Source organism: Halomonas sp. (assembly GCF_052095695.1).
In the GTDB taxonomy this organism is placed as follows: domain Bacteria; phylum Pseudomonadota; class Gammaproteobacteria; order Pseudomonadales; family Halomonadaceae; genus Vreelandella.
The window spans coordinates 21,227-41,606 of the sequence record NZ_JBQDLQ010000020.1; the positions used below are offsets into that span (position 1 = coordinate 21,227).

A 20,380-nucleotide genomic window follows, 5' to 3' on the forward strand; every position below is an offset into this window, starting at 1 on the left:
CACCATGAACGCACATCTTGAAGCACTGGCGCCCACTATCGTTTGGCGCCACTTTCGAACGCTTTGTAATACGCCGCGCCCATCTGGGCATGAAGCGGCGCTTGTAGCCATTCTTGAGTCTTGGGCCGATGCGCAAGGCTTTGCTCATGACCGTGACACCTTTGGTAATTTACGCATACGTAAAGCCGCTTTCCCAGGCTGCGAACAGGCGCCCGGCGTAGTGCTTCAGGGCCACCTGGATATGGTGGCGCAAGCGAATAGCGACCATGCGCATGACTTTACTCGCGACCCAATCAGCACCTATGTTGCCGATGGCTGGCTGCACGCCGATGGCACCACCCTAGGTGCTGATAACGGTATGGGCGTAGCGGCGATTCTGGCCGTGCTAGAAGATCCCGATTTACGCCATGGGCCGCTGGAAGCCCTGTTCACCCTGGAAGAAGAAACCTCCATGGGCGGGGCGTTGAATCTAGCCGAGAATTGGTTAGAGGGTTCGCTACTGCTCAACCTGGACAGCGAAGATCGCGGCCAGGTCTATATTGGCTGTGCTGGCGGGGCTGACGTTGAAGTGGATGCTCAGCTACCCAGCGCTACCGTGAATGATCATGAGCAAGTGATTAGCATTGCGCTTACCGGTTTAAAAGGTGGCCATTCCGGCATTGATATCCATAAACCGCTGGGCAACGCTAACCGTCTATTAATCAGAGTATTGCGCTCTCTAGAGTCGTTTGATGCACGGCTGATAAGCTATCACGGTGGCACTTTGCGCAATGCGATCCCCCGCGAAGCGTTTGCCCAGGTAGCGCTGCCTGGCGATGAAGTCGATGCGGCCATGGTCGCTATCGCCGGGCTTGAAACTATTCTGCTGAGAGAACTGGGAAGTGGTGACAGTGGTCTTAAAATCAGCGCCCAGCGTGTGAGGGAAACACCTGCTGCTGAGCCGTTAACCTTAGATGCTAGCTTAATGCTGCTGGCCGCGCTGCATGCCGCTCCCTGTGGGGTGGAGCGAATGAGTGCCGATGTGCCTGGCGTGGTAGAAACCTCCAATAATCTTGGTGTGTTAAGCCTAGAAAACGGCCGGCTACATCTCTGCGCATTGGTGCGTTCACTGCACGACAGCGCAGTCATTGCCATGGGCGACCGTTTTCATGCGCTGTTTGGCCTCATTGGCGCGCGGGTGAAAATTGAAAACGGCTATCCCGGCTGGGCGCCTAATCCACGGGGCAAACTGTTGGCGATGTTCAACGCACGCCATTTGGCGCTGCTGGGCCGCGAGCCAGAGGTGAAGGTCATTCACGCAGGGCTCGAATGCGGCATTTTGGGCAGCAAGTACCCGCATCTAGATATGATCTCGTTTGGGCCGCTGATTCGCGGTGCTCACTCTCCGGATGAGCGGATAGAGCTTGCTTCAGTGGAAGAGTTCTGGCTGATGCTGCGGGCATTAATCGAGGATCTTGCCGAAGCTAAATAACGCGAAAGATACGTGTATAAAGATGGCCTATTTCAAGCCCCTGGTGTTGTTTATCCCAAGGGCTTGAAACGTTAGAGGCCGATGTCGCTATCGTTAAAGACCGCTATGCCTGCTTACCAAGCGCTGATTGAGATGGCTGGCTATTGCTATCGCGCCGCGCCACATAGGGCAGCAGGCTAAGTAGCCCAAGAATGGCCAGCAGCGTGCCGACCCAAAGCGGTGAAAGCAGGCCATAGCCTGCGCTGATGCCGAGACCACCTAGCCAAACGCCCATTCCCAAGCCAATATTGATGATCGATGCATGCACCGTGTTGACCAGCGTGCCCGGCCGGGCCGTTCTCATCACTCGTGCCACCATGGCAGGGTTCATTGTGACACCCACCAGCCCGATCAAAATGACCATCATAATACTGGCCGTGGCGCTTTGCGCTAGCAGCGAAAACGCCACCAGTGCCGCGATCAGCAGCAATAGCCCGCAAACCATTACCGAATACGTGTGCTTATCCGCGTAGCGCCCCACCACCGCATTGCCGACGATATTAGCGACGCCATACATGCCAAGCAGCCAAGGAATGGCCGTTATAGAAAACCCGGTTACTTCTGTCAGGATTGGTGTGAAGTAGCTGAAGGCTGCGAATGTCGCGCCGATAATGAAGGCGCTGGTGGCATAGGCAGCCCACAAGTGGCCATTCTTAAACTCGGCCAATTCCCTGAGCAGGCCAATGGGAGCTGAGGATTTCGATAACGGCACTCGAATGCTAATGGCAACGGCACATAGCGCCGTGAGCGCCACCACGAGCCAGAAACTGGCGCGCCAGCCTACATTCTGATCGATCAGCGTGGCGATGGGAACGCCGAGCGCTGCCGCTAACATTAACCCGCCCAACACGATTGAAGCAGCGCGTCCGCGTGCCTCGACAGCAACCACCTCTGCACAGATGGATAACGACGTGCCGATACAGGCTGACGCCGCCACGCCTGTCACGATGCGCGCTAATGTCATAATCGTATAGCTGTCGGTCGACGCGGCAATAGACTGCGCGGCGGCGTAAAGCGCTAGCAGCCAAAGTAGCGCTGATTTGTTGGGCACACGAAGTTTGAGCAGGACAGCGGTTAGCAGTGGCCCACCAATCACCATGCCAAAGGCATACATTGAGATGAGCGAGCCGACCTGCTCTAGCGAAATATCAAACGCTGCTGCCAGCGATGGAATCATACCCGCGACCATGAATTCCGATGTGGTCAATGAGAAGATAGTTAGCCCAAGAATATAAACAATGAGGGGCATGAAAGTTTCCTGCCGTGTCACGGGCGTTAAAAGTGAGTCGCTAAAGCGCTGACTCAATATTGCTTGCTTAGAAACATAAAAACGGCACCCTTAGTGGGTGCCGTTTGACGTGCCTATTGTTAGGCGGTTATTTAACCACTTATTTACTCAAGTAAGCATTCAGCATCCAAATGGTTTTTTCCTGCTCACGGATGTAATCACCGGCTTGAGAGGCCGTGCCTTCATCGTCGGCGTCCGACGCTAGGGCCAGCAGTTCACGCTGCAGTTCAATGAGCGTTTGGTAGCCTTTCAGAACACCTTTGACGCAGGTTTTGCCGTCGTGAACATCCTTTTCTTCCTGAATGTTCGAAAGCTTTATGTAGTCGCTGTAGGCGTGCACTGGCTTGTGGCCTAGAGTCAAAATCCGCTCGGCGACTTCATCGACCTTGGTCAGTAGATCGGTGTAATACTCTTCAAATTTGACGTGGAGTTCGAAGAAGTCACTGCCCCTGATGTTCCAGTGATAGCCACGTACGTTCATGTAAAAAATCTGATAGTTGGCCAGCAGATGATTAAGCTTTTCGGCGAGCTGGCTAGCGCTGCCTTCGTGTAGGCCGATGCTATTGGTATCTGTCATATCCTGCTCCCTATCGGTGCCGCCTGCGCGGCGATTAATGCGTGATATGCAGCATAGAGCGTATTGGACGCGATGCAAAACAGGTTTTATGTATCGCTGCCATAGCGCCGCGACATTACGTCTGTGTCGGCTGCCTGTGACTGATTACTAAATGCTGGCAGCCATTGATTTTTTCAAGGCCTGAGGAGAAACATTCGCTATCGCTGGGAGGCTGTCCATAGCCGTAGCAGGCTTTCGCAGCGTGCCTCAAGCAGCTCGGCGGTGCGTGGCAGAGCATCTTTTAATGCCATGGGGCCATCGGCTAACGCAAATGCCGCGGTCACGCCTTCATCAAAGCAGGCTTCCCAGCCATCGCCGAGGCTGCCTGCGAGCACAATCACCGGTTTATTGGCACGCTGGGCGGCGCGAGACACGCCAATGGGTGTTTTGCCCGCTAGGCTTTGGCCATCCAGGCGGCCTTCACCGGTAATTACCAAGTCTGCACGGGCTAGCCGCTCCGCCATGCCGGCCTGCTGCATAATCATTTCAATGCCGGGTTTTAGAGTGGCGTTCAAAAACGCCTTTGCAGCAAACCCCATGCCGCCGGCTGCTCCTGCACCGGGCAGCGTCCGATGATCGCAGCCCAGCGTTTGCGCACTGATGTCTGCAAAGTGGCTAAGCGCTTGATCGAGTTGCTCGACTTGCTGCAAAGACGCGCCTTTTTGCGGGCCGAACACCGCACTAGCCCCGCGTTTCCCCAGCAGCGGATTATCCACATCAACCGCCGCTTCTAATGTGAGGCTGGCGAGGCGATGGTCGAGCCCCTCAAGTTCTAAACGATTTAACTGGCTAAGCGCCATCCCGCCGGGGGGCAACGGTTTACCCTGCTGGTCGAGCAGCAGAGCACCCAGCGCCTGCAGCATGCCGGCACCACCGTCGTTGGTGGCGCTGCCGCCGAGTAGCAATAGTGCCTTTTCCGCGCCTTGGTCAAGCGCTGCGAGTAGCAGCTCACCGACGCCAAACGTCGAGGTCGTTAAGGCGTTGCGCTCCTCTGCAATGAGGTGTTGTAAGCCGCTGGCTTCTGCCAGTTCGATAAACGCGGTACGCTGGTCGCTTAGCCAGCCCCACGTTGCTTGGCGCGGACGCCCTAGAGCGTCTTGAACGCTCAACTGGCGCCGTTCTGCGCCGGTGGCATCGATCAGTGCATCTAGGCTGCCTTCGCCGCCGTCAGCCAAGGGGCAGGTCTGAACGTGTGCATCAGGTACCGCGCGTTTTACACCCCGGGCCATGGCTTCAGCGGCCGCCTGGGCGCTCAGCGCATCTTTGAAACTGTCAGGGCAAAGCAATATATTCATTGGTACGGACTCCGCAAAACGTTCTTATCAAAATATTGTCATCATAATACAGCCATTGTTGGCGAGCTCAGCGCGCTAATCAGCGGTAAACCAGCGGCCTCGTCCGTTAGAGGGTCTAACATGAAGTCGATACCGATAAGCTTAACCTGTCTGCTGACACTGGCTGGCTGCCAGGCGGTTCCTGATCGTTTGCCACAAGCCGAGCCTGCCCCCGCCGCCGCTTGTTATTTTCCCACCTCAGCAGAGGGCGCGCTTAAAGCCAGCGTGGATGTGCTAATCGAAGAAGGATTTACACTAAGCTCCACCGATACCACATTAGGTCTGATTAGCGCCAGTCGTGAGCGTGCGCTGCAGGGGTATTATGATCCTTACGACAACGCCTACGGCTATGGGCGGGGAATGCGGGTATTTGGCGGATTGGGGTTTGGGCGGGGCGGATCCGGTGTAGGTATCGGGCTCGGCGGAATTGGTTTTGGCGGCGGGGTAGGCCAGCAGCCGGTTGAAGTGGAGCGTGTCTCGTTGCTGGTGAGCGATGCCCATATACGCATATCCCGAGATATTCGCCGCTTTGATCACGTAGGTGATTTACGTGAATCCTATAGCGCCAGTAACGACGATTTCTGCCGACGCTTTCAAACCAGTTTTGAACAACGCGTGCCGGTAACGAGGACACCGCTATGATGATTCGCCATTGGCTGCTGGTAAGTCTGCTGGGCGGGCTGGCAGGCTGTGCAACGACGGCACCGCTTGAAACTCGCGAGCTTTTCTATGCCACTGCGCCTGAAGAGACCTTTCGCGAAGCGGTAGAACTCATGGTGGAGCAGGGCTACGTCGTTCGTCATGCGGACATTTCACTGGGGCGAGCGGAGGCATCGCTTGCTCGTTGGCCTGAATATCGTTTGCAGCTGCAGGTCATCGAGGAGCGCAGCGGTAGTAGGGTGAGTGTTTCCGCGCTGCAGGGTAATCAGCCGCTGCCTCCCTATGTACTAGATCCATGGCTTGTAGCCTTACAGAGCAAGCTAGGCGTTGCGCCATGAGGCTAGCGCACGCTGCTATGGCATTGGGAATGGGGGTGAGTGGCTTGGCTGTCAGTGCGGAGGCCCTCGCGCACCCGCATGGCTGGATTGATCTGAGCGTTCAGGTCATGACAGATGACCAGGGCGTCGCTAGCGGTTTATATCAAACGTGGCGAATGGACCCGTTTTACAGCCTGGTTGTCTTTGAAGAGCTTCAGCAGGTAGAAAATGCAAGCCTTGAACAGGGGCTTGATCAGTTGGGAAAGGAAATTCGCGACAATCTCTCCGGCGCGCACTATCTCACCGAGATACACATTAACGGTGAGCAACAGGCGCTGGGTGAGGTGAGCGAATATACCGCTATGGAGCGCGATGGCCGGCTAGTTTTCATGTTTATTCTGCCGCTGGAAACACCTCAATCATTGACCGATTCAACCCTTACCTATCAAGTGTTTGACCCCACCTACTACATCGAAGTAGTGCATGAGGCGGACGATAATCAGCCCACCGATGATGCACTAATCCTTCAGGGTGAACCTTCCTGTGAGCTGAGCATTCTGCCCGCTAACCCCGATCCCGAACTGGTGATGCAAGCCGCATTGCTTGATAAAGGCGAAAGCGGTGAGCCAGGGTTGGGGCGCTATTTTGCGGAAACGGGCAGCGTTGATTGTACGGGTGGCTAAGAGTGTTGTTTTTCACAAAATATCGGCTGATAATTGGTCGCAATATGTTACTTTATAACTTTTAGCTGCGAGACCTAACGATGCCCTTAGCACGGCCTTTAACACGATCCTTCACACGCCATGCTGGCTTACTGCTTTGCTTTCTGCTGGTGGGCGCAGCGCTGGCCGTTATCGTTTGGACTGGTGCGCTACAGGGCGTGAGCTATCAATTGCTGGCCTGGCAGCGAAGTTTGCATCGGTCGCTCACGATGGCGATTACCGAACTGTCAGGCGCTCCTACGCTGACGACATGGGTGAGCCTGCTGAGCATTAGCTTTGTTTATGGTGTTTTTCATGCCGCTGGGCCAGGGCATGGTAAGGCCGTGCTGGCGACCTATTTAGCCACTCATGGCGGCGCGGTGAAGCGTGCGCTAGGGCTCTCTTTTGCAGCCTCCCTACTTCAGGGACTGACCGCCATTATGCTGGTGGTAGTGCTAGTGTACGGCTTGGGCTGGGTAACGCGCCAAGCGATGGGCAGCGTGGTGTGGGTTGAACAGGCAAGCTTTCTACTCGTAGCCGCCCTGGGTGCATGGCTATGTTGGCGAGCCATCAAGCAGCTTCGGCGTGCTTATCAGCCAGCCGTCGCGGCGCATAGTCACAGCCATCAGCACAATCACGGCCATAGGCATGATCACCATCATGAGGCCCATGACAGCCACTGCTGCAGCGGAGCCCATCATATTGAGCCCCAGCAAGTATTGGACTGGCGTACGGCGCTGATGACGGTGGGGGCCATTGGTATGCGCCCCTGCAGCGGCGCAGTGCTGATGGTCGGCGCTGCTAGTTTGCTAGGCCAATTCTATGTGGGCGTTGCGTCAGTGGTCGCGATGTCGGTTGGCACGGGCCTCACCGTTTCAGCGCTTGCAGTCGCCAGCATTGTGGCACGCGGATGGGCGCAGCGGCGTTTGGCTAAGCAGCATAGCGAGCGTCGCGTTCAAAAAGCCGCTGGTTGGCTGGCCTTAGCTGGTGGGGCATTCATCGTCTTGCTAGGGGGGGCACTCAGCGTTGCGGGAATAGTCGAGCCTGCCGGCGGGCCGCTGCTTAACGAGCCGCCTGCCCGCGTTGGCCACCCTCTTAGCGGGTAAGCGCTGGCTAAACATCTAGCGTTTGAATGTGTGCAAGCAACTGGTCACGCATGTGAGCCTGGCCTTCTAAGTCATAAGGTTCCGGCGTGCCGTTGCCCCAAACAGGCGCAGGCCAGGTAGCATCGCCATGCTGACGTATGACGACATGCACGTGCAGTTGGCTCACGACGTTGCCAAGCGAGGCAATATTAAGTTTGTCGCCTCCCATCGCTACCTTCATTGCTTCGCCTAGCTGGGTTGCCTCACGCCATAGCTGCTGTTGATCCGCCGCAGGTAGTTCAAATATCTCGCCGATCGCTGGGTGGCGCGGTACCAGAATGACCCATGGGTAGCGCGCATCATTCATTAGCAGCACGCGGCAAAGAGGCAGGTCCGCCACGGGGAATGTGTCGTTGGTAAGGCGTTCATCAAGCGTGAAATCGTTCAAGTAATAGGCTCCCGTCTACTTAATAGGTGTTTATTAGCATCATAGGTGTTTATTAGCATAGCAGTCACGGCATGACGTAGGGAAAACAAGCGCAATCGCGAAAACGCTGTTACCCTAAAAAAACTCCCCGGCGGTAAGTCGCATTGCCAGAGGAGTTTCCCTCGATTTTTGAATGACTCGTTCAGGAGAACGTAAATGAAAAAATTATTGGCCATGAGCTTTATGCTGCTGATGACGGCAGGTGTTCTGTCCGGTTGTAACACTATTTCTGGCGCTGGTAAGGATGTGCAAGCAGGCGGTCAAGCCGTCCAAGATGCAGCTGAATAAAGAGTTAAGTCTGGATTAGAGATAACGCTAGTATTCCCACGGGCTAGGCTAACGCCAAGCCCGTTCGGGTCCATTAGCTCATTTTTTCATTACGTTTTGGAGACTCAAGGATGAAGCCTCGCTTTACCCTGTCTAAAGTGGTGGCCATCGGCGCCTTCACTATGCTGCTAACGGCGTGCGTTAGTTCTCAAATGCCGATTTCACCGGCTAACGATGATGTAGATGCCGCACCGCCCCCGCCAACGGCCACTTCCAGCAATGCCGCTCAAGAGCAGGCCTCAACCTGTGATTTAGAGGCTATCAACTATGCGATAGGTGAGTCATTCGATGAAGCCGGGGTGTCCCAGCTGCAAAGCGAAAGCGGCGCCAGCCAGGTGCGTGTCTTACGTCCAAACGACATGGCAACCATGGATCATCGTCCTGATCGCTTGAACATTCATCTTGATGATCAAGATGTTATTGCCGATGTGCGCTGCGGCTAAGACGCTCGGCGCTTTGACACATGCAGCGTTAGCGTAAAATCAGTACAACGCAGGCGGCGGTCAGTGCGCCCATCGTTATATTGAACGCACGCCATGCGCGGTCGCTTTTGATCCATTGCCCAATGGCACTGCCAAAGGCGGCCCATAGAGCAATGCAGGGTAGGCCCACCAATTCCGCGAAGCCAGCCAGTATCAGGGCGTTAAGCACCGGAGGGCCGCTTTCCGGCAGGAAGCCCGCCATCAAAGCAAGCCCCATCACCCACGCTTTAGGGTTAGCAAACTGAAACGTCGCCGCCTGCCAAAATGTAAACGGCACGCTGTGTTCCTGGGTCTTAAGATTGGGTGGCGGTGCGGTGGTAATCTTCCACGCCAAATAGAGCAAATACAGGCTGCCGAGCCAGCGCAAGGCGAGCTGGAGCGATGGATAGCGCTCAAACAACACACCTAAGCCCAGCGCAATACCCGCGAACAGTACAAAGCAGCCACCCAAAATCCCCCACATATGCGGCAGCGTACGCCGAAAACCGAAGTTAGCCCCAGACGCAGTGAGCATGATGTTGTTCGGGCCAGGCGTTAGCGTCATCGACATCATATAAAGTGCGGCAGGGCCCAGAATTAACCACTCACTATTCATTTTTTGTATCCATACAATATGCGTTTCAAGGTTGTCTTAAGACTGCTTTTGCTAGCATAATGGGGATTAAAATGACGTCAAAGGTTTTATTGTCACCATGACAATCTGGGTGCCTTCATTAAGTGAGTTTTCTGGACCACGTTATCGTGCTATTGCCAGCGCCATCGAATCCTCCATTCAGGCCGGGACACTGCTACCTGGGCAGCGTTTGCCGCCTCAGCGCCGGTTGGCAGATGCGCTAGGGGTGACCGTCGGTACGGTGACGCGCGGTTATGCTGAGGCTGAGCGCAATGGGTGGGTGTCGGCCAGGGTAGGCAGTGGCACCTATGTGAAAAGCGAATCCCAAGCCAGCGCTTTTAGTCCGACATTTCACAATGACGAAACGCCTGGCGTGATCGATTTAAGCCTTAGCTTGCCGCCACCACATCCGTTGCGTCAGTTGCTGCTGAGTGAAGCACTGGTTGCCTTAAGCCAGTCAGGGGCCGCATTAGCTCGGGGGGTTACCTATCAAGAGGCCCAAGGTCGCCGTGAGCAGCGTGATGCGCTAGCGAGCTGGTTGAATAGCTTGGGAATGCCGTTGAGTGCCGATGAACTATTTATTACTCAAGGTGGCCAGCACGGTATCAGCTTAGCGATCAGTACGTTACTGCGGCCGGGCGAGCTGTTGGCCGCTGATGCGTTAACGTACCCTGGCGCTATTAGCGCCGCGCAACAGGCGCACCTTAAACTGGTTGGAATCGGTCAAGACCATGAGGGAATGCGGATCGATCTTCTTGAGGCTCAGTGTGCCCGACAGCCTCCCCGAGCTATTTACCTGACACCGGATCAGAACAATCCCACCGGTGCCTGTTTAAGAGAGTCGCGTCGCGAACAGCTGGTGGCGTTAGCAAGGCGCTATGATATTTGGCTGATTGAAGATGGCGTGCAATATTTGCCGGTAGAGCAGCGCGGCACGCCGCTTTATCAGCTTGCGCCGGAGCGCACGCTTTACGTTTTCAGCACCGCTAAAGTACTCGCGGGCGGACTGCGTATTGGTGTGCTACGAGCGCCGACGTGTTTGCATGAGCGACTTGCGACGGGGCTCCGCTCGCAGAGTTGGATGGTCCCCCCATTGATGGTTGATGTGGCCTGTCACTGGGTCAGTCAGGAGGCAGCTAAGGAGCTGCTTACTTGGCAAACCCAAGAGTTAGCTGAACGTCAGCGATTAACGGCCGAATGGCTACAAGGTTTTACCCTGAGTGGGCGTTCACATAGCAGCAATGTTTGGCTCACGCTGCCGGAGGGTCGTCGCGCGGTGGAGTTATGTGAACGATTACTGCAGCGGGGCGTGAAGGTCAGCAGCGCAGAGCCATTTTGTGTCGGGAGCACGCCAGCGCCACAAGCGATTCGTTTATGTATTGGCGCGGCGTCAGATCATAGCAAACTCATCCATGCATTGAGCGTTATTGCTGCCTGTTTAACTGAGCGCCCGCTGGCGCCCGCTACGTTATAAATTATTCATAACGGTCTTTCCATCCTTGATGGCGCACTTGGTCTTTTAGCATTTCGAGAACATCGTATAGCACCTGCTCTGTCACGCGGCTACTGCCTTCATCGACCGTTAACCAAGTGTCAAAGCCGCTGTCGGCGGTGCGTTCTACTAACTGCCTGAATTCGTCAGAATGAATGCCCAGCATCAGCTCATCGACTAAACGCTGGGCAACGCCGCTTAAAGAGGCTTCCATCGCGCTGGTTGCCTGCTGGCCCATCGGCAGCCGGTGCAGCCGCTGAATCTCTGGGCTTTCGCGCAGGGTTCGATGCACCAAATCACTGATCGCCGCCATGATGGATTGACGATTATGCTGGTAAGCCTCACCGACAGTGCTCTCCAAACGCTGAACGATTTCCTGAATTAGCTGTGCCTTGCGCGGCATAATCACACGCTCAATGATCCGCTCGGTCAGCGAATCGCTGCCGCGGATCTGCTGTTGCACATTAGTCAATAGGCGAAGGGCAATGCGATCAGAAAGCTCTTCAAGCAAAATATCGTAGTATTTGGCAAAAAACAGGGTGATATCCCAGCGAGTAACATCAATAAGGCCGAGGCGATGCAGGCGGTGGATCAGCGACACCACGCGTAGAATCCGCAGCAGGCGGAAGCCGGCCAGAGGAATACAGCCCAGCACGTCATACCAATGTACGAAGGGGTAAAAGAACCACCGGTGGTAGCGCCGCTCGGCAATCGCGATGGACCAGCCCAGCAGTACATCAACGATAAAAAAGCTGACGAATATTAAATCGATAGTCGTAAAACGGCTATGTATCACGTCAGCGTAGAAGGTGTGAAAACTCGGTGCGATGCTGGCAATGCCTTGGTTGATAGGGCCTAGCAGGAACAGTGAATCAAATAGCAGTAGCCCAAGGTTGATGACCACCGCCGCCAGGATAAGAAAATCCCAACCGATGTGGGCATATTCAACGGCTTTAGGCAGGTGCGGATAGCGTTCCCTAGCGGGCATACGAACTCCTTGTCGTTGGGCGATGCAGTGCTCTTACTGAGCTCGCGACTGATACTGTTGCTGGGTCAGGCGCTCTTCTTTTTCTGCCTGTTTACGCAGCTTCTTGCGCAGGGCGGCCTTTTCAAATCGCAGTTTCTGCAGCGGGGTTGCCAAATTAAGCGGCGGCACGCTGGCGGGTTTGCCATCAGCATCGACAGCGACCATGGTCAGGTAGCAACTGTTGGTGTGGCGAATAAGCTTATGGCGAATATCCTCAGCCACGACCTTGATGCCAATTTCCATTGATGAGCGCCCAACGTGATTGACGCTGGCTAAAAAGGTGACCAGCTCGCCAACATGAATCGGCTGTTTAAACAGCACCTGATCCACTGACAGTGTCACCACATAATGGCCCGAATAGCGGCTGGCGCAGGCAAACGCGACTTCATCGAGTTTTTTAAGAATGGCGCCGCCGTGAACTTTTCCACTGAAATTAGCCATATCTGGCGTCATCAGTACGGTCATCGACAGTTCGTGCTGCCCGGGCAGGGCGCTATTCGCACTTATTTCGGCGTCGGTCATGCGATATTCCTGCGGTTATCGTGAAACGTTAAGGATTGCCCGCCGCTCCTCAGTGATGATTCAGCGGCGGGCAATGGAGAAGTGCTAGAACCACACCAGTCCGATGGAGATAATAATACCGGTGATAAATAGTTGAATCAGGCAGAAGCCCATGATGTCTTTCGCCTTCAGTCCGGCAATGGCGAGCACCGGCAATGCCCAGAAAGGCTGCAGCAGGTTAGTCCAGGCGTCGCCCCAAGCAACGGCCATGGCTACGCGTGAAATATCGGCACCCAACGCTTGAGCTGCAGGTAGCATGACCGGTGCCTGCACCGCCCACTGGCCGCCACCGGAAGGTACAAATAGGTTGACAATCCCCGCACTAATAAATGACCAGAACGGTAGCGTTGTCGCCGTGGCAAAGGACACCAGCCATTCGGACATGCTTTCTGCTAACCCGGACTGCACCATGATCGCCATAATGCCCGCGTAAAATGGGAACTGAATAACGATACCTGCGCCGCCTTTAATCGCCTCGTTTAGGCTGTTCAATAAATTACGTGGCGTGCGGTGTAGCACAATGGCCAGGAACAAAAACAGGAAGTTAACCACGTTAAGGTTCAGGCTGCCTCCGCGCAGTAAAAAGTGATCCAGTAAAAAAAGTAGCCCAGGTACCCCGACCAGCAGCGCGAGAGCCATGCTGTTTTCGAGCTTTTCAGCCGGCCGTGTAATACGCCCCATTGGCTCTGGCTCATCGTCGAGCACTTTAGGATCTACGTAAACGTTATCCTTTTCATCTGGCAGCATCATGCGGTTGACGAGAGGAATCGCGATAAACAGGCAGATCACGATTGCGATGTTGAAGAAGGCAAAAATCGTTGAGCCGGTGCCAATGACGCCAATTTGATCAGCGGCAAAGTGTCCCTCGGTCGCAATCGTCAGCGGTATCGAGCCCGCTAAGCCGCCGTGCCAAACGACGAAGCCTGAATAGGCGCTGGCAACCAATAGCCGGTAGTCAACGCGAATCAGACGTGCCAGCTCTTTAGCAAATAGCGCGCCGACAACCAGGCCAAATCCCCAGTTGATCCAGCTAGCTGCCAATGAGACCAGCGTGACTAAAATGATAGCGCCACCGGGCGTTTTGGCGGTGCCGGCAATTTTTTGCAGAATGCGCTTTACCGGTGGAGAGCTTGCCAGCATAAAGCCTGTCACTAGCACTAGTAGCATCTGCATGGAGAAGGTCAGCAGGCCCCAGAAACCGTCACCCCAAAACCGTAAGACGGCCAGCGGTGACTGGCGCTCAATAGCAATCGCGGCGACTGACGCGATGAGCGTCAGCAGCAGAACGAAAATGTACGGGTCAGGCAGATAGCGCTCCACCAGCTTGACCGCCGGTTTTGATATCATTTTAAGCATGGGATGCTCTCTTTTTTCATTATTAGGAAGTGCGTGGCTGCTCCGTGGCTAATATACGGGGGAGGGCGGTATTTTTCACCTTGAAGCACCACGCTTCATCTCACGTTAGCTTAGTTAACGCTAGTTGCCCTGTTTTAGCGCCAGCGGTTTAGCTGGTAGCGGCGATGGTAGTGACGGCGATAGTAATGGATCAATACCGCCGAGCGAACCAGGGTAAACAGCATAAACGATAGCCAGAGCCCATGGTTGCCGAGCCCTTGGGTTAGCCACCAGGCGGGTAGGTACGCGGCGAGACCGATAAAAATACTGTTGCGCATTTCGCGCACGCCGGTGGTGCCAATAAAGATGCCGTCGAGTAGATAGCTCCACACCGCAATCAGCGGCATAACCACCATCCACGGCAGGTACTGCGCCGCGGTTATGCGTACGTCTTCAAGGCCGGTAAGCAGGGCCACCAGCCCATTACCCCCCACGGCGAACAGGCAGGCCGCCGTGCCCGCGGTCCAAAACGAAAAACGTGCGGCGGCGCGCACGGTAAGCGCAAACACACGCCAGTCTTTGCGGCCGTAAGCGCGCCCCACCAGCGATTCTGCCGCGTGGGCAAAGCCATCCAGGGCATAGCTGGTCAGCATGATAAATTGCAGGAGTACCGCATTGGCAGCCAGTATGGTGTCGCCTTGGCGCGCGCCCTGAGCGGTAAAAAAGGCCATGACGAATAATAGCCCTAGCGTGCGCACGAACAGATTGGCATTAACGTGAAAAAGCGCGGTGTAGGCCGCTAGCGCGAGCAGACGTTCGCGCAAAAAAGTACCTTTCAGCGTGGCTAGCTGGCGCAGTACTAAATAGCCACCGAACGCAAAGGCCGTGTAGTCAGCAATCACGCTGGCCCAAGCGACGCCGTTGCTGGTCATTCCCAGTCCCATCACAAACCAGATATCCAGTGCGATATTGACACTGTTGGTCAGTAGCAAAATCATTAGGGTGACGCGTGAATTTTGCTGGCCGAGAAACCATCCTAAAATCGCATAGTTAGCGAGAACGGCTGGTGCCGACCAAAGGCGTATGCGGGCATATTCACGGGCTAGGTGAGTGGCCACTTCGCTACCGTCTAATAGCCATAGCCCTAGTGAGATTAGTGGGGACGCACATAGAATAAGCAGGACGCCGATCACGATTGCCATGATCAGCGACTGGCCCAGCAGGTTTTGCACGTCAGTGTCGTTCTCGCGCCCCATGGCTTGAGCAACCAGCCCTGTGGTGCCCATACGCAAAAAGCCAAATCCCCAGTAAAGGAAACTAAATAGCATCGCGCCTAGCGTGACGCCCGCTAAATAGCGAGAGTCCGGCAGGTGTCCAACCACGGCGGTATCCACCAGGCCCAGCAGTGGGACGGTGATGTTAGATAAAATGATTGGCCAGGCGAGGGCCCAAATGCGCATGTTAAGGACTGAGCCGCTTAAGCGGCAGTGATGATGCGGTACTTCGTCATCAGCTGTTCTTGGCTTTCGTGGCGCTCAGGGTCGAGTGGAATACAGTCTACCGGGCACACTTGCTGGCACTGCGGCTCGTCAAAATGACCGACGCACTCGGTGCACAGACTAGGGTTGATGACGTAAATCTCCTCGCCTGGGGAAATAGCGTCATTGGGACATTCGGGCTCGCAGACGTCGCAGTTAATGCACTCGTCGGTAATCATCAGGGCCATGGGCGTACCTCGCGGATGGCTGGCGCACTCAGGGGATCAATACCTGAGTGTTTTACTCAACAATGGCGTTGGCTAGTTAGTGTAATGCTTACGCAGCGCCTCGGCGACCTGGGGATGAACTAATGGGGAAATGTCGCCGCCGAGCTTGGCAATTTCCCGCACAATGGTCGAAGAGATGTACGAATTTTCTACCGCGGGCGTGAGAAACACGCTTTCGAGCTCTGGATTTTGAGCGCGGTTCATATTGGCAAGCTGCAGCTCGTACTCAAAATCGGATATCGCGCGCAGGCCGCGTAATATGATCGATGCACCCTGTTCGTGCATCATGGCGGTGAGCAAGTTTGAAAAGCCAATCACCTCAACGTTAGGCAGCGCCTCGCAAACCGTTTTTGCTAAGGCTATACGCGTTGCCAAGGTGAGGTTGGGGCGTTTGCCCGGGCTTTCTGCGACCGCAATCACCACCTTGTCGAACAATTGCGCACCACGCTCAATCAGGTCGAAATGGCCGTTGGTGATCGGGTCGAAGGTGCCTGGGTAAACGGCGATATTGGCATTGCCGATACTCATGACGAGGTTTCCTCATCAAGCCGGCCAAACGGATTATCGCTGGTTAACGAGATAGCGTGATCGTAGCCGGGAATGTGAATTCGGTCAGCATGGATATCCAGCTCTGAACCTTCAAGCACCGCTTCGCCAAATTGATAGCGGGGTGCGTAGTGGCCAGAATCAGCCTGGGCAAGATAGGCCGCCGCGGTTAGGCGAGTCGTCTCGCGACGCTCTTTCCAGACGAGCACTGCAGCTTCACCATGGCGCTGAGTGAGCAGGCGCTCGGTCACCGCAGGGGAAAGCACCACGCCGGTGGCATTATTGCCCCCGAAGCCTTTGGCATTGATAAAAGCGGCATCGGCATGAAATGCTTGTGTCGTTTGCGAAAAGCGTAGCCGCTCGGCATAGACATCGTCGGCCACCGCGTCAAGCGTGGGGATTCCCGGTAGCAGGCCGTGGGCAAAGCTGCCTAAGGCGCTCGCTAGCTGGTCGCCTGCAGCTGAACCTTGCGAGTGGCCGATAAACGCTTTAATGGCGACCACGGGCCAATCGTTGATCCCGTTGGCACGAGCAATTTCATCCAGGACATGAGATTCAGTGGTGCGATTTTTGGGCGTGCTGGTGCCATGGGCATGCACAAAACTGCGTTCTTTCAGTGCTTTTTCACCAAGCATGTCGCGCACTAGCGCGGCCGCTTTACCCAGGGTGATGTAGTTGCCAATGCCCGGTGCGGAGATCGAACGCTTATAGCCGTCAGCATTGACGAATACATCGGGCACGGCGCCCAGAATGTCGGCGCCGACATTCATCGCTAAGGTATCGTCCATTAACATTACGAACTGGCTGGCTTCTGCCATTGTAAAGCCGCAGTTGCGTGCAAACGGCCGGCAGGCGCGCTGGTAGTCAGCATCAGTGAGCAGCTCCAGAGCATCCAGCGCTTTCAGGCCTGCATCGTCAGCCAACGCACCCATGGCCCGAAAGCCTTCAATAATTTCTGGCGTAATGGGGGCATCGGCGGTGCCTACCATCACTACCTGCCGGCGTCCGGAGCGAATATCGTCAATGCCCAGGCGCAGGTTATAAAGGAAGCTCGCGCAGGCGCCTAATGCAGCGCCGGTGCCGCCTACGCTGCCAAGCACGTAGGCGTTTAAAAAGTCGGCAGGCATTTGGCCATAGCCCAGCGGCATCTGCTTAGACGTAGCGCGCTGGCCGCTCACAAGGCTCTTCAGTAAGCCCCCCCAGCCCTGATCGTCCAATTGACCAATAGAGTTTCCGGCATACACGGCAATATGATCCGGGCTCAGCTGTTGTCGCAGCGTTTCCCAGGAAAGGCCGCTGGCGCCCAAACAGTCGCTGGCGCCAAACACCGCCAGTGATAGGCCGCGAGGGTGGTGCACGCTGCGGTATAGGCTGGCGGGATCAAACCCGCTGGGTAGCTGAGCCGCAGCACGCACTTTAGGAACCTGCGCATCGGGTAGCAGTACCTCTAACACGCCTGCGGGCACGCTGACCTCTACCTCTCGGGCATCAATGTCGCGCACCTGCCAGTCTGCCGGCAGGTGATCGGGCAGTTGGCGTCGACGCAGCGTAAAGCGCATCGGCTCAGCAAGATGCATGCTGGCTTGCCGATTAGACGGCATCCCCGGGTCGAGAAAGCGCGGGTCTTCATTGCGGCGGATCAGGGTATGGTTAAGCACCTGTTCACGCAGCGACTCAGCAGGGGCATCTACGGGCTGGCCAGACTGATCAAGCCAACCTTTGTCGGAGTGCTGAACAAGACGCATAAGCGCCGCCAAGCCTTCCAGTGTCTGGCGTTGCTGGTCAGCAGGAAGAGCATCAAGCACGGTGCGGCGGAAGGCCTGATGGCCAGATGTTCTGCCTGCGGGATTGATGCCACCCATGCCGACAATCACCGGTAAGTGTGACAAGCCGGGTTCCTCGTGGTGCGATGGTGGTAATGACGGTTTTTGGCAATACTCGGACCGTATAATGACCAGAGTCATGCGCTTCATAAGCAATTAAGGCGTGATGATAGCACCGGGCGTGCAATGGCGTCATGCCGCAAGCGTTCTAGACTGATAGAATCACGGCTTTTCAGCCGAGAGATGGCATGCAGCATAATTCTCGATCAGTGGTTTCTAATCAATCTGGCCCCCACCACGATCTAGCGCGCCAAGTCAGCCGAGCGTTAGCGTATCCGCTGCGCAAGCCAATTGCCGACCATACCAAGCACAGTTTTGCGCTGGCAGCGGAGTGGTTTCAGGCCCGCCAAACGCCGCTGATACTCGATTCAGGTTGCGGTGTAGGGCTATCGACACGTCAGTTGGCGATCCAGTTCCCAACCCGAGCGGTGATTGGCATTGATCGTAGTGAGCATAGGCTGGGTCGTGATCACGGTGACCTGCCGGCAAACGCTCTGCTGGTTCGAGCGGACCTTGTGGATTTCTGGCGGCTCGCCCAGCAGGCTGGCTGGGCACCCGAGCGGCACTATCTGCTTTACCCTAATCCTTATCCTAAGTCTGGCCACCTAAAAATGCGCTGGCATGGTCATCCTATTTTACCCACACTGTTGGCCCTTGGGGGATGCCTTGAGTTGCGCTCCAACTGGCCAATATACGTTGAGGAGTTTGCTTCAGCGGTGGCTCAGGTGACCGGTAAGCAGTCGAGCATTGCCGAAATTTTCCCCGACGGTGATTATTTAACCCCGTTTGAAGCTAAGTATTCGCAAAGCGGCCAGGCGCTGTGGCGTTTACGCGTTGATTTGGAGCGAACATGACGCATTTTTTTAACCTAGCTGCGCGTCTGCAGCGTGGTATTTCTGTTGTTAGCATCACCACCGCGGCACTGCTGGCCAGTTCCCCGCTGCTTGCCGACTTTAATCGCTTAGGGCAATTAGAAGATAAGGGGTTCTCGATCAGCGCTGAGGCGCGACTACTCGACGCTGACTCAAACGCCAATGCGTTGCTAGGCAGTTTGAATCCTGACCGTCAGATGTCTCCAGCGTCGGTAACCAAGACGTATTTAGCCGCGGCGGCGCTGAATCGTTTTGGTCCACAGCATCGCTTTACTAGCCAGTTAGTGAGTTCTGCCCGGGTGGATAATGGCGTGCTGAGCGGTGATTTAGTGTTTGAGGGCGGGGGAGATCCGGGCCTGACCACTGAAAATTTATGGCGCTTGGTGCAGCGTTTGCACTTAGCAGGGGTTCGCGACGTTGACGGTGCGTTGGTGGTTAGCCAGTGGCGCTTTGGGCCTGTCGATTGCATTACCACTGACCGCTGCAATGCCCTGACCCAGGTCACTAACGCTTACAGCGCACCGCTTTCTTCGGCAGGCGTTGATTTCGGCACCTGGTGCGTTAATGTTGCCCCCGCCGCCGTTGCCGGTGAGCCTGCACGCGTTGGCCTGTGCGACAGCCAGGCACCGTTGATCACCATTGATAATCAAGTGACGACTCGCCCGGCGAACAGCGGCACAGAGATCAGTGCTGAACGGATGACGGACGAACGCGGCGATATCATGCGTCTCACCGGGCAGATTTCAACCAATGCCAGCGCCCAGGATATCTATCGCGGTGCGGGCGATGCGGCTGAAAAAACAGCACAAGTATTGCTGAATATGCTCAATCAGGCGGGTATTCAAGTGCGTGAGCCTTGGCGGGTTAGCTCCACCCAGCCGCCCAGCACGGCCCAGCGATTGGCGGCGATCGACGGTCAGCCGTTACAAGAGATACTGCTGCGCATCATGAATTACTCCAATAATTATATGGCTGATGTGCTGGCGCTGGATCTAGTCGAGAAACCACAAGCGCAGCTGCGCCAAGCGGGCCAAGCGGTCGCAGCATACGCTCAGGGCCTGCCTGGGCACGGGCCGTTAACGCTATACAGCGGCAGTGGGCTAACGACGGAAAACCGGACGTCTGCGCAAGGTGTGAACGTGATGCTAGAGGACATGTTTCATCAGAGCGCTCTGTTTCCAAGTTTTGTCGCGGCGTTTCAATCGCCGGCTAATGGGGTGATGCGTTTTATTCGACGTGGCTCAGCGACGTTTCAAAACAATGTCATGTTAAAAACAGGTACGCTAAACCAACCCTTCGCGGTTCGCGCTGCTGCGGGTTACTTTCGTACGGCGCAAGGGCGCTGGGGAGTGTTTAGTGTTCTGGTCAACGGTAACGGCAGTACGCCTTACCTAAGCTGGCCCGAGGTGCTGGATCCGCTGTCTCTTGATCTAGATGCAATGATTTTAGCGAACTGATTCAACTTTACGCTCACAAGGT

Annotated in this window: 22 protein-coding genes; 10 read left to right on the forward strand and 12 right to left on the reverse strand. The window is 55.6% G+C overall.

Annotated elements, in window-relative coordinates:
- Positions 1 to 4: 4 nt before the first annotated feature.
- Positions 5 to 1,471, forward strand: a complete 1,467-nt coding sequence (pepD, locus tag ACTH5D_RS06000) for a beta-Ala-His dipeptidase (protein ID WP_441669257.1) — start codon at positions 5 to 7, stop codon at positions 1,469 to 1,471.
- 103 nt (positions 1,472 to 1,574) lie between these two features.
- Here the strand turns inward: pepD and ACTH5D_RS06005 are convergent, their stop codons facing one another.
- From ACTH5D_RS06005 to ACTH5D_RS06015, 3 genes are all read right to left on the reverse strand, one after another.
- Positions 1,575 to 2,759 (reverse strand): MFS transporter, encoded by a 1,185-nt coding sequence (locus tag ACTH5D_RS06005; RefSeq protein WP_441669259.1) that lies wholly within the window; start codon positions 2,757 to 2,759, stop codon positions 1,575 to 1,577.
- Between the two features lie 139 nt (positions 2,760 to 2,898).
- Entirely contained in the window at positions 2,899 to 3,375 is a 477-nt protein-coding gene (locus ACTH5D_RS06010) for a Dps family protein (protein WP_096278099.1), read from the reverse strand.
- Positions 3,376 to 3,572: 197 nt separating this feature from the next.
- Positions 3,573 to 4,709: a glycerate kinase gene (locus tag ACTH5D_RS06015; RefSeq protein WP_441669261.1), complete on the reverse strand. Its 1,137-nt coding sequence runs from the start codon at positions 4,707 to 4,709 to the stop codon at positions 3,573 to 3,575.
- Between the two features lie 120 nt (positions 4,710 to 4,829).
- On the opposite strand from ACTH5D_RS06015, the gene ACTH5D_RS06020 reads away from it, so the two are divergent.
- The 4 genes from ACTH5D_RS06020 to ACTH5D_RS06035 all read left to right on the forward strand — a co-directional run bounded on the left by ACTH5D_RS06020 (position 4,830) and on the right by ACTH5D_RS06035 (position 7,532).
- A complete protein-coding gene (locus ACTH5D_RS06020) occupies positions 4,830 to 5,390 on the forward strand; it encodes a hypothetical protein (protein ID WP_096278103.1) in 561 nt (186 codons plus the stop codon).
- Positions 5,387 to 5,746: a hypothetical protein gene (locus ACTH5D_RS06025; RefSeq protein WP_441669263.1), complete on the forward strand. Its 360-nt coding sequence runs from the start codon at positions 5,387 to 5,389 to the stop codon at positions 5,744 to 5,746. Before ACTH5D_RS06020 ends, ACTH5D_RS06025 begins: the two co-directional genes overlap by 4 nt.
- Positions 5,743 to 6,408 (forward strand): DUF1007 family protein, encoded by a 666-nt coding sequence (locus tag ACTH5D_RS06030; RefSeq protein ID WP_441669265.1) that lies wholly within the window; start codon positions 5,743 to 5,745, stop codon positions 6,406 to 6,408. The genes ACTH5D_RS06025 and ACTH5D_RS06030 overlap by 4 nt, the downstream gene beginning before the upstream one ends.
- A gap of 80 nt (positions 6,409 to 6,488) precedes the next feature.
- Positions 6,489 to 7,532: a nickel/cobalt transporter gene (locus ACTH5D_RS06035; protein ID WP_441669267.1), complete on the forward strand. Its 1,044-nt coding sequence runs from the start codon at positions 6,489 to 6,491 to the stop codon at positions 7,530 to 7,532.
- 7 nt (positions 7,533 to 7,539) lie between these two features.
- Here the strand turns inward: ACTH5D_RS06035 and ACTH5D_RS06040 are convergent, their stop codons facing one another.
- Complete coding sequence (locus ACTH5D_RS06040) at positions 7,540 to 7,959, reverse strand: HIT domain-containing protein (RefSeq protein WP_441669269.1); 420 nt, start codon at positions 7,957 to 7,959, stop codon at positions 7,540 to 7,542.
- Positions 7,960 to 8,154: 195 nt separating this feature from the next.
- Between ACTH5D_RS06040 and ACTH5D_RS06045 the strand changes: the two genes are divergently transcribed.
- Both ACTH5D_RS06045 and ACTH5D_RS06050 read left to right on the forward strand, forming a co-directional pair.
- Positions 8,155 to 8,286, forward strand: a complete 132-nt coding sequence (locus tag ACTH5D_RS06045; protein WP_441669271.1) for an entericidin A/B family lipoprotein — start codon at positions 8,155 to 8,157, stop codon at positions 8,284 to 8,286.
- A gap of 110 nt (positions 8,287 to 8,396) precedes the next feature.
- The gene (locus tag ACTH5D_RS06050) at positions 8,397 to 8,768 is read left to right on the forward strand and encodes an I78 family peptidase inhibitor (RefSeq protein WP_441669273.1); all 372 of its coding nucleotides are present in this window, start codon (positions 8,397 to 8,399) and stop codon (positions 8,766 to 8,768) included.
- Between the two features lie 28 nt (positions 8,769 to 8,796).
- On the opposite strand, the gene ACTH5D_RS06055 is transcribed toward ACTH5D_RS06050, so the two are convergent.
- Positions 8,797 to 9,402 (reverse strand): LysE family translocator, encoded by a 606-nt coding sequence (locus tag ACTH5D_RS06055; RefSeq protein ID WP_441669275.1) that lies wholly within the window; start codon positions 9,400 to 9,402, stop codon positions 8,797 to 8,799.
- A 97-nt stretch (positions 9,403 to 9,499) separates the two neighbouring features.
- Between ACTH5D_RS06055 and ACTH5D_RS06060 the strand changes: the two genes are divergently transcribed.
- A complete protein-coding gene (locus tag ACTH5D_RS06060) occupies positions 9,500 to 10,894 on the forward strand; it encodes an aminotransferase-like domain-containing protein (protein ID WP_441669277.1) in 1,395 nt (464 codons plus the stop codon).
- Between the two features lies 1 nt (position 10,895).
- On the opposite strand, the gene ACTH5D_RS06065 is transcribed toward ACTH5D_RS06060, so the two are convergent.
- The 7 genes from ACTH5D_RS06065 to ACTH5D_RS06095 form a co-directional block, all read right to left on the reverse strand.
- Entirely contained in the window at positions 10,896 to 11,900 is a 1,005-nt protein-coding gene (locus ACTH5D_RS06065; protein ID WP_441669279.1) for an ion transporter, read from the reverse strand.
- A gap of 33 nt (positions 11,901 to 11,933) precedes the next feature.
- Positions 11,934 to 12,461 carry an acyl-CoA thioesterase gene (locus ACTH5D_RS06070; protein WP_441669281.1) on the reverse strand — a complete coding sequence of 176 codons (528 nt, stop codon included), beginning with the start codon at positions 12,459 to 12,461 and terminating at the stop codon, positions 11,934 to 11,936.
- A gap of 84 nt (positions 12,462 to 12,545) precedes the next feature.
- The gene (locus tag ACTH5D_RS06075; protein WP_441669283.1) at positions 12,546 to 13,856 is read right to left on the reverse strand and encodes a short-chain fatty acid transporter; all 1,311 of its coding nucleotides are present in this window, start codon (positions 13,854 to 13,856) and stop codon (positions 12,546 to 12,548) included.
- Between the two features lie 134 nt (positions 13,857 to 13,990).
- On the reverse strand, positions 13,991 to 15,295 hold the full coding sequence (locus ACTH5D_RS06080) for an MATE family efflux transporter (RefSeq protein WP_441669285.1): 1,305 nt from the start codon (positions 15,293 to 15,295) through the stop codon (positions 13,991 to 13,993).
- Between the two features lie 17 nt (positions 15,296 to 15,312).
- Positions 15,313 to 15,561: a YfhL family 4Fe-4S dicluster ferredoxin gene (locus ACTH5D_RS06085; RefSeq protein ID WP_235040289.1), complete on the reverse strand. Its 249-nt coding sequence runs from the start codon at positions 15,559 to 15,561 to the stop codon at positions 15,313 to 15,315.
- Positions 15,562 to 15,633: 72 nt separating this feature from the next.
- Positions 15,634 to 16,128, reverse strand: coding sequence for a pantetheine-phosphate adenylyltransferase (gene coaD / locus ACTH5D_RS06090; RefSeq protein ID WP_441669287.1), 495 nt, complete (start codon positions 16,126 to 16,128; stop codon positions 15,634 to 15,636).
- Positions 16,125 to 18,008 (reverse strand): beta-ketoacyl synthase, encoded by a 1,884-nt coding sequence (locus tag ACTH5D_RS06095; RefSeq protein WP_441669298.1) that lies wholly within the window; start codon positions 18,006 to 18,008, stop codon positions 16,125 to 16,127. The genes coaD and ACTH5D_RS06095 overlap by 4 nt, the downstream gene beginning before the upstream one ends.
- A gap of 209 nt (positions 18,009 to 18,217) precedes the next feature.
- Here ACTH5D_RS06095 and trmB point away from each other — a divergent pair, with 209 nt between their 5' ends.
- The gene (gene trmB, locus ACTH5D_RS06100; protein WP_441669289.1) at positions 18,218 to 18,883 is read left to right on the forward strand and encodes a tRNA (guanine(46)-N(7))-methyltransferase TrmB; all 666 of its coding nucleotides are present in this window, start codon (positions 18,218 to 18,220) and stop codon (positions 18,881 to 18,883) included.
- Complete coding sequence (dacB, locus tag ACTH5D_RS06105; RefSeq protein ID WP_441669291.1) at positions 18,880 to 20,358, forward strand: D-alanyl-D-alanine carboxypeptidase/D-alanyl-D-alanine endopeptidase; 1,479 nt, start codon at positions 18,880 to 18,882, stop codon at positions 20,356 to 20,358. Before trmB ends, dacB begins: the two co-directional genes overlap by 4 nt.
- The last annotated feature ends 22 nt before the right edge of the window (positions 20,359 to 20,380 follow it).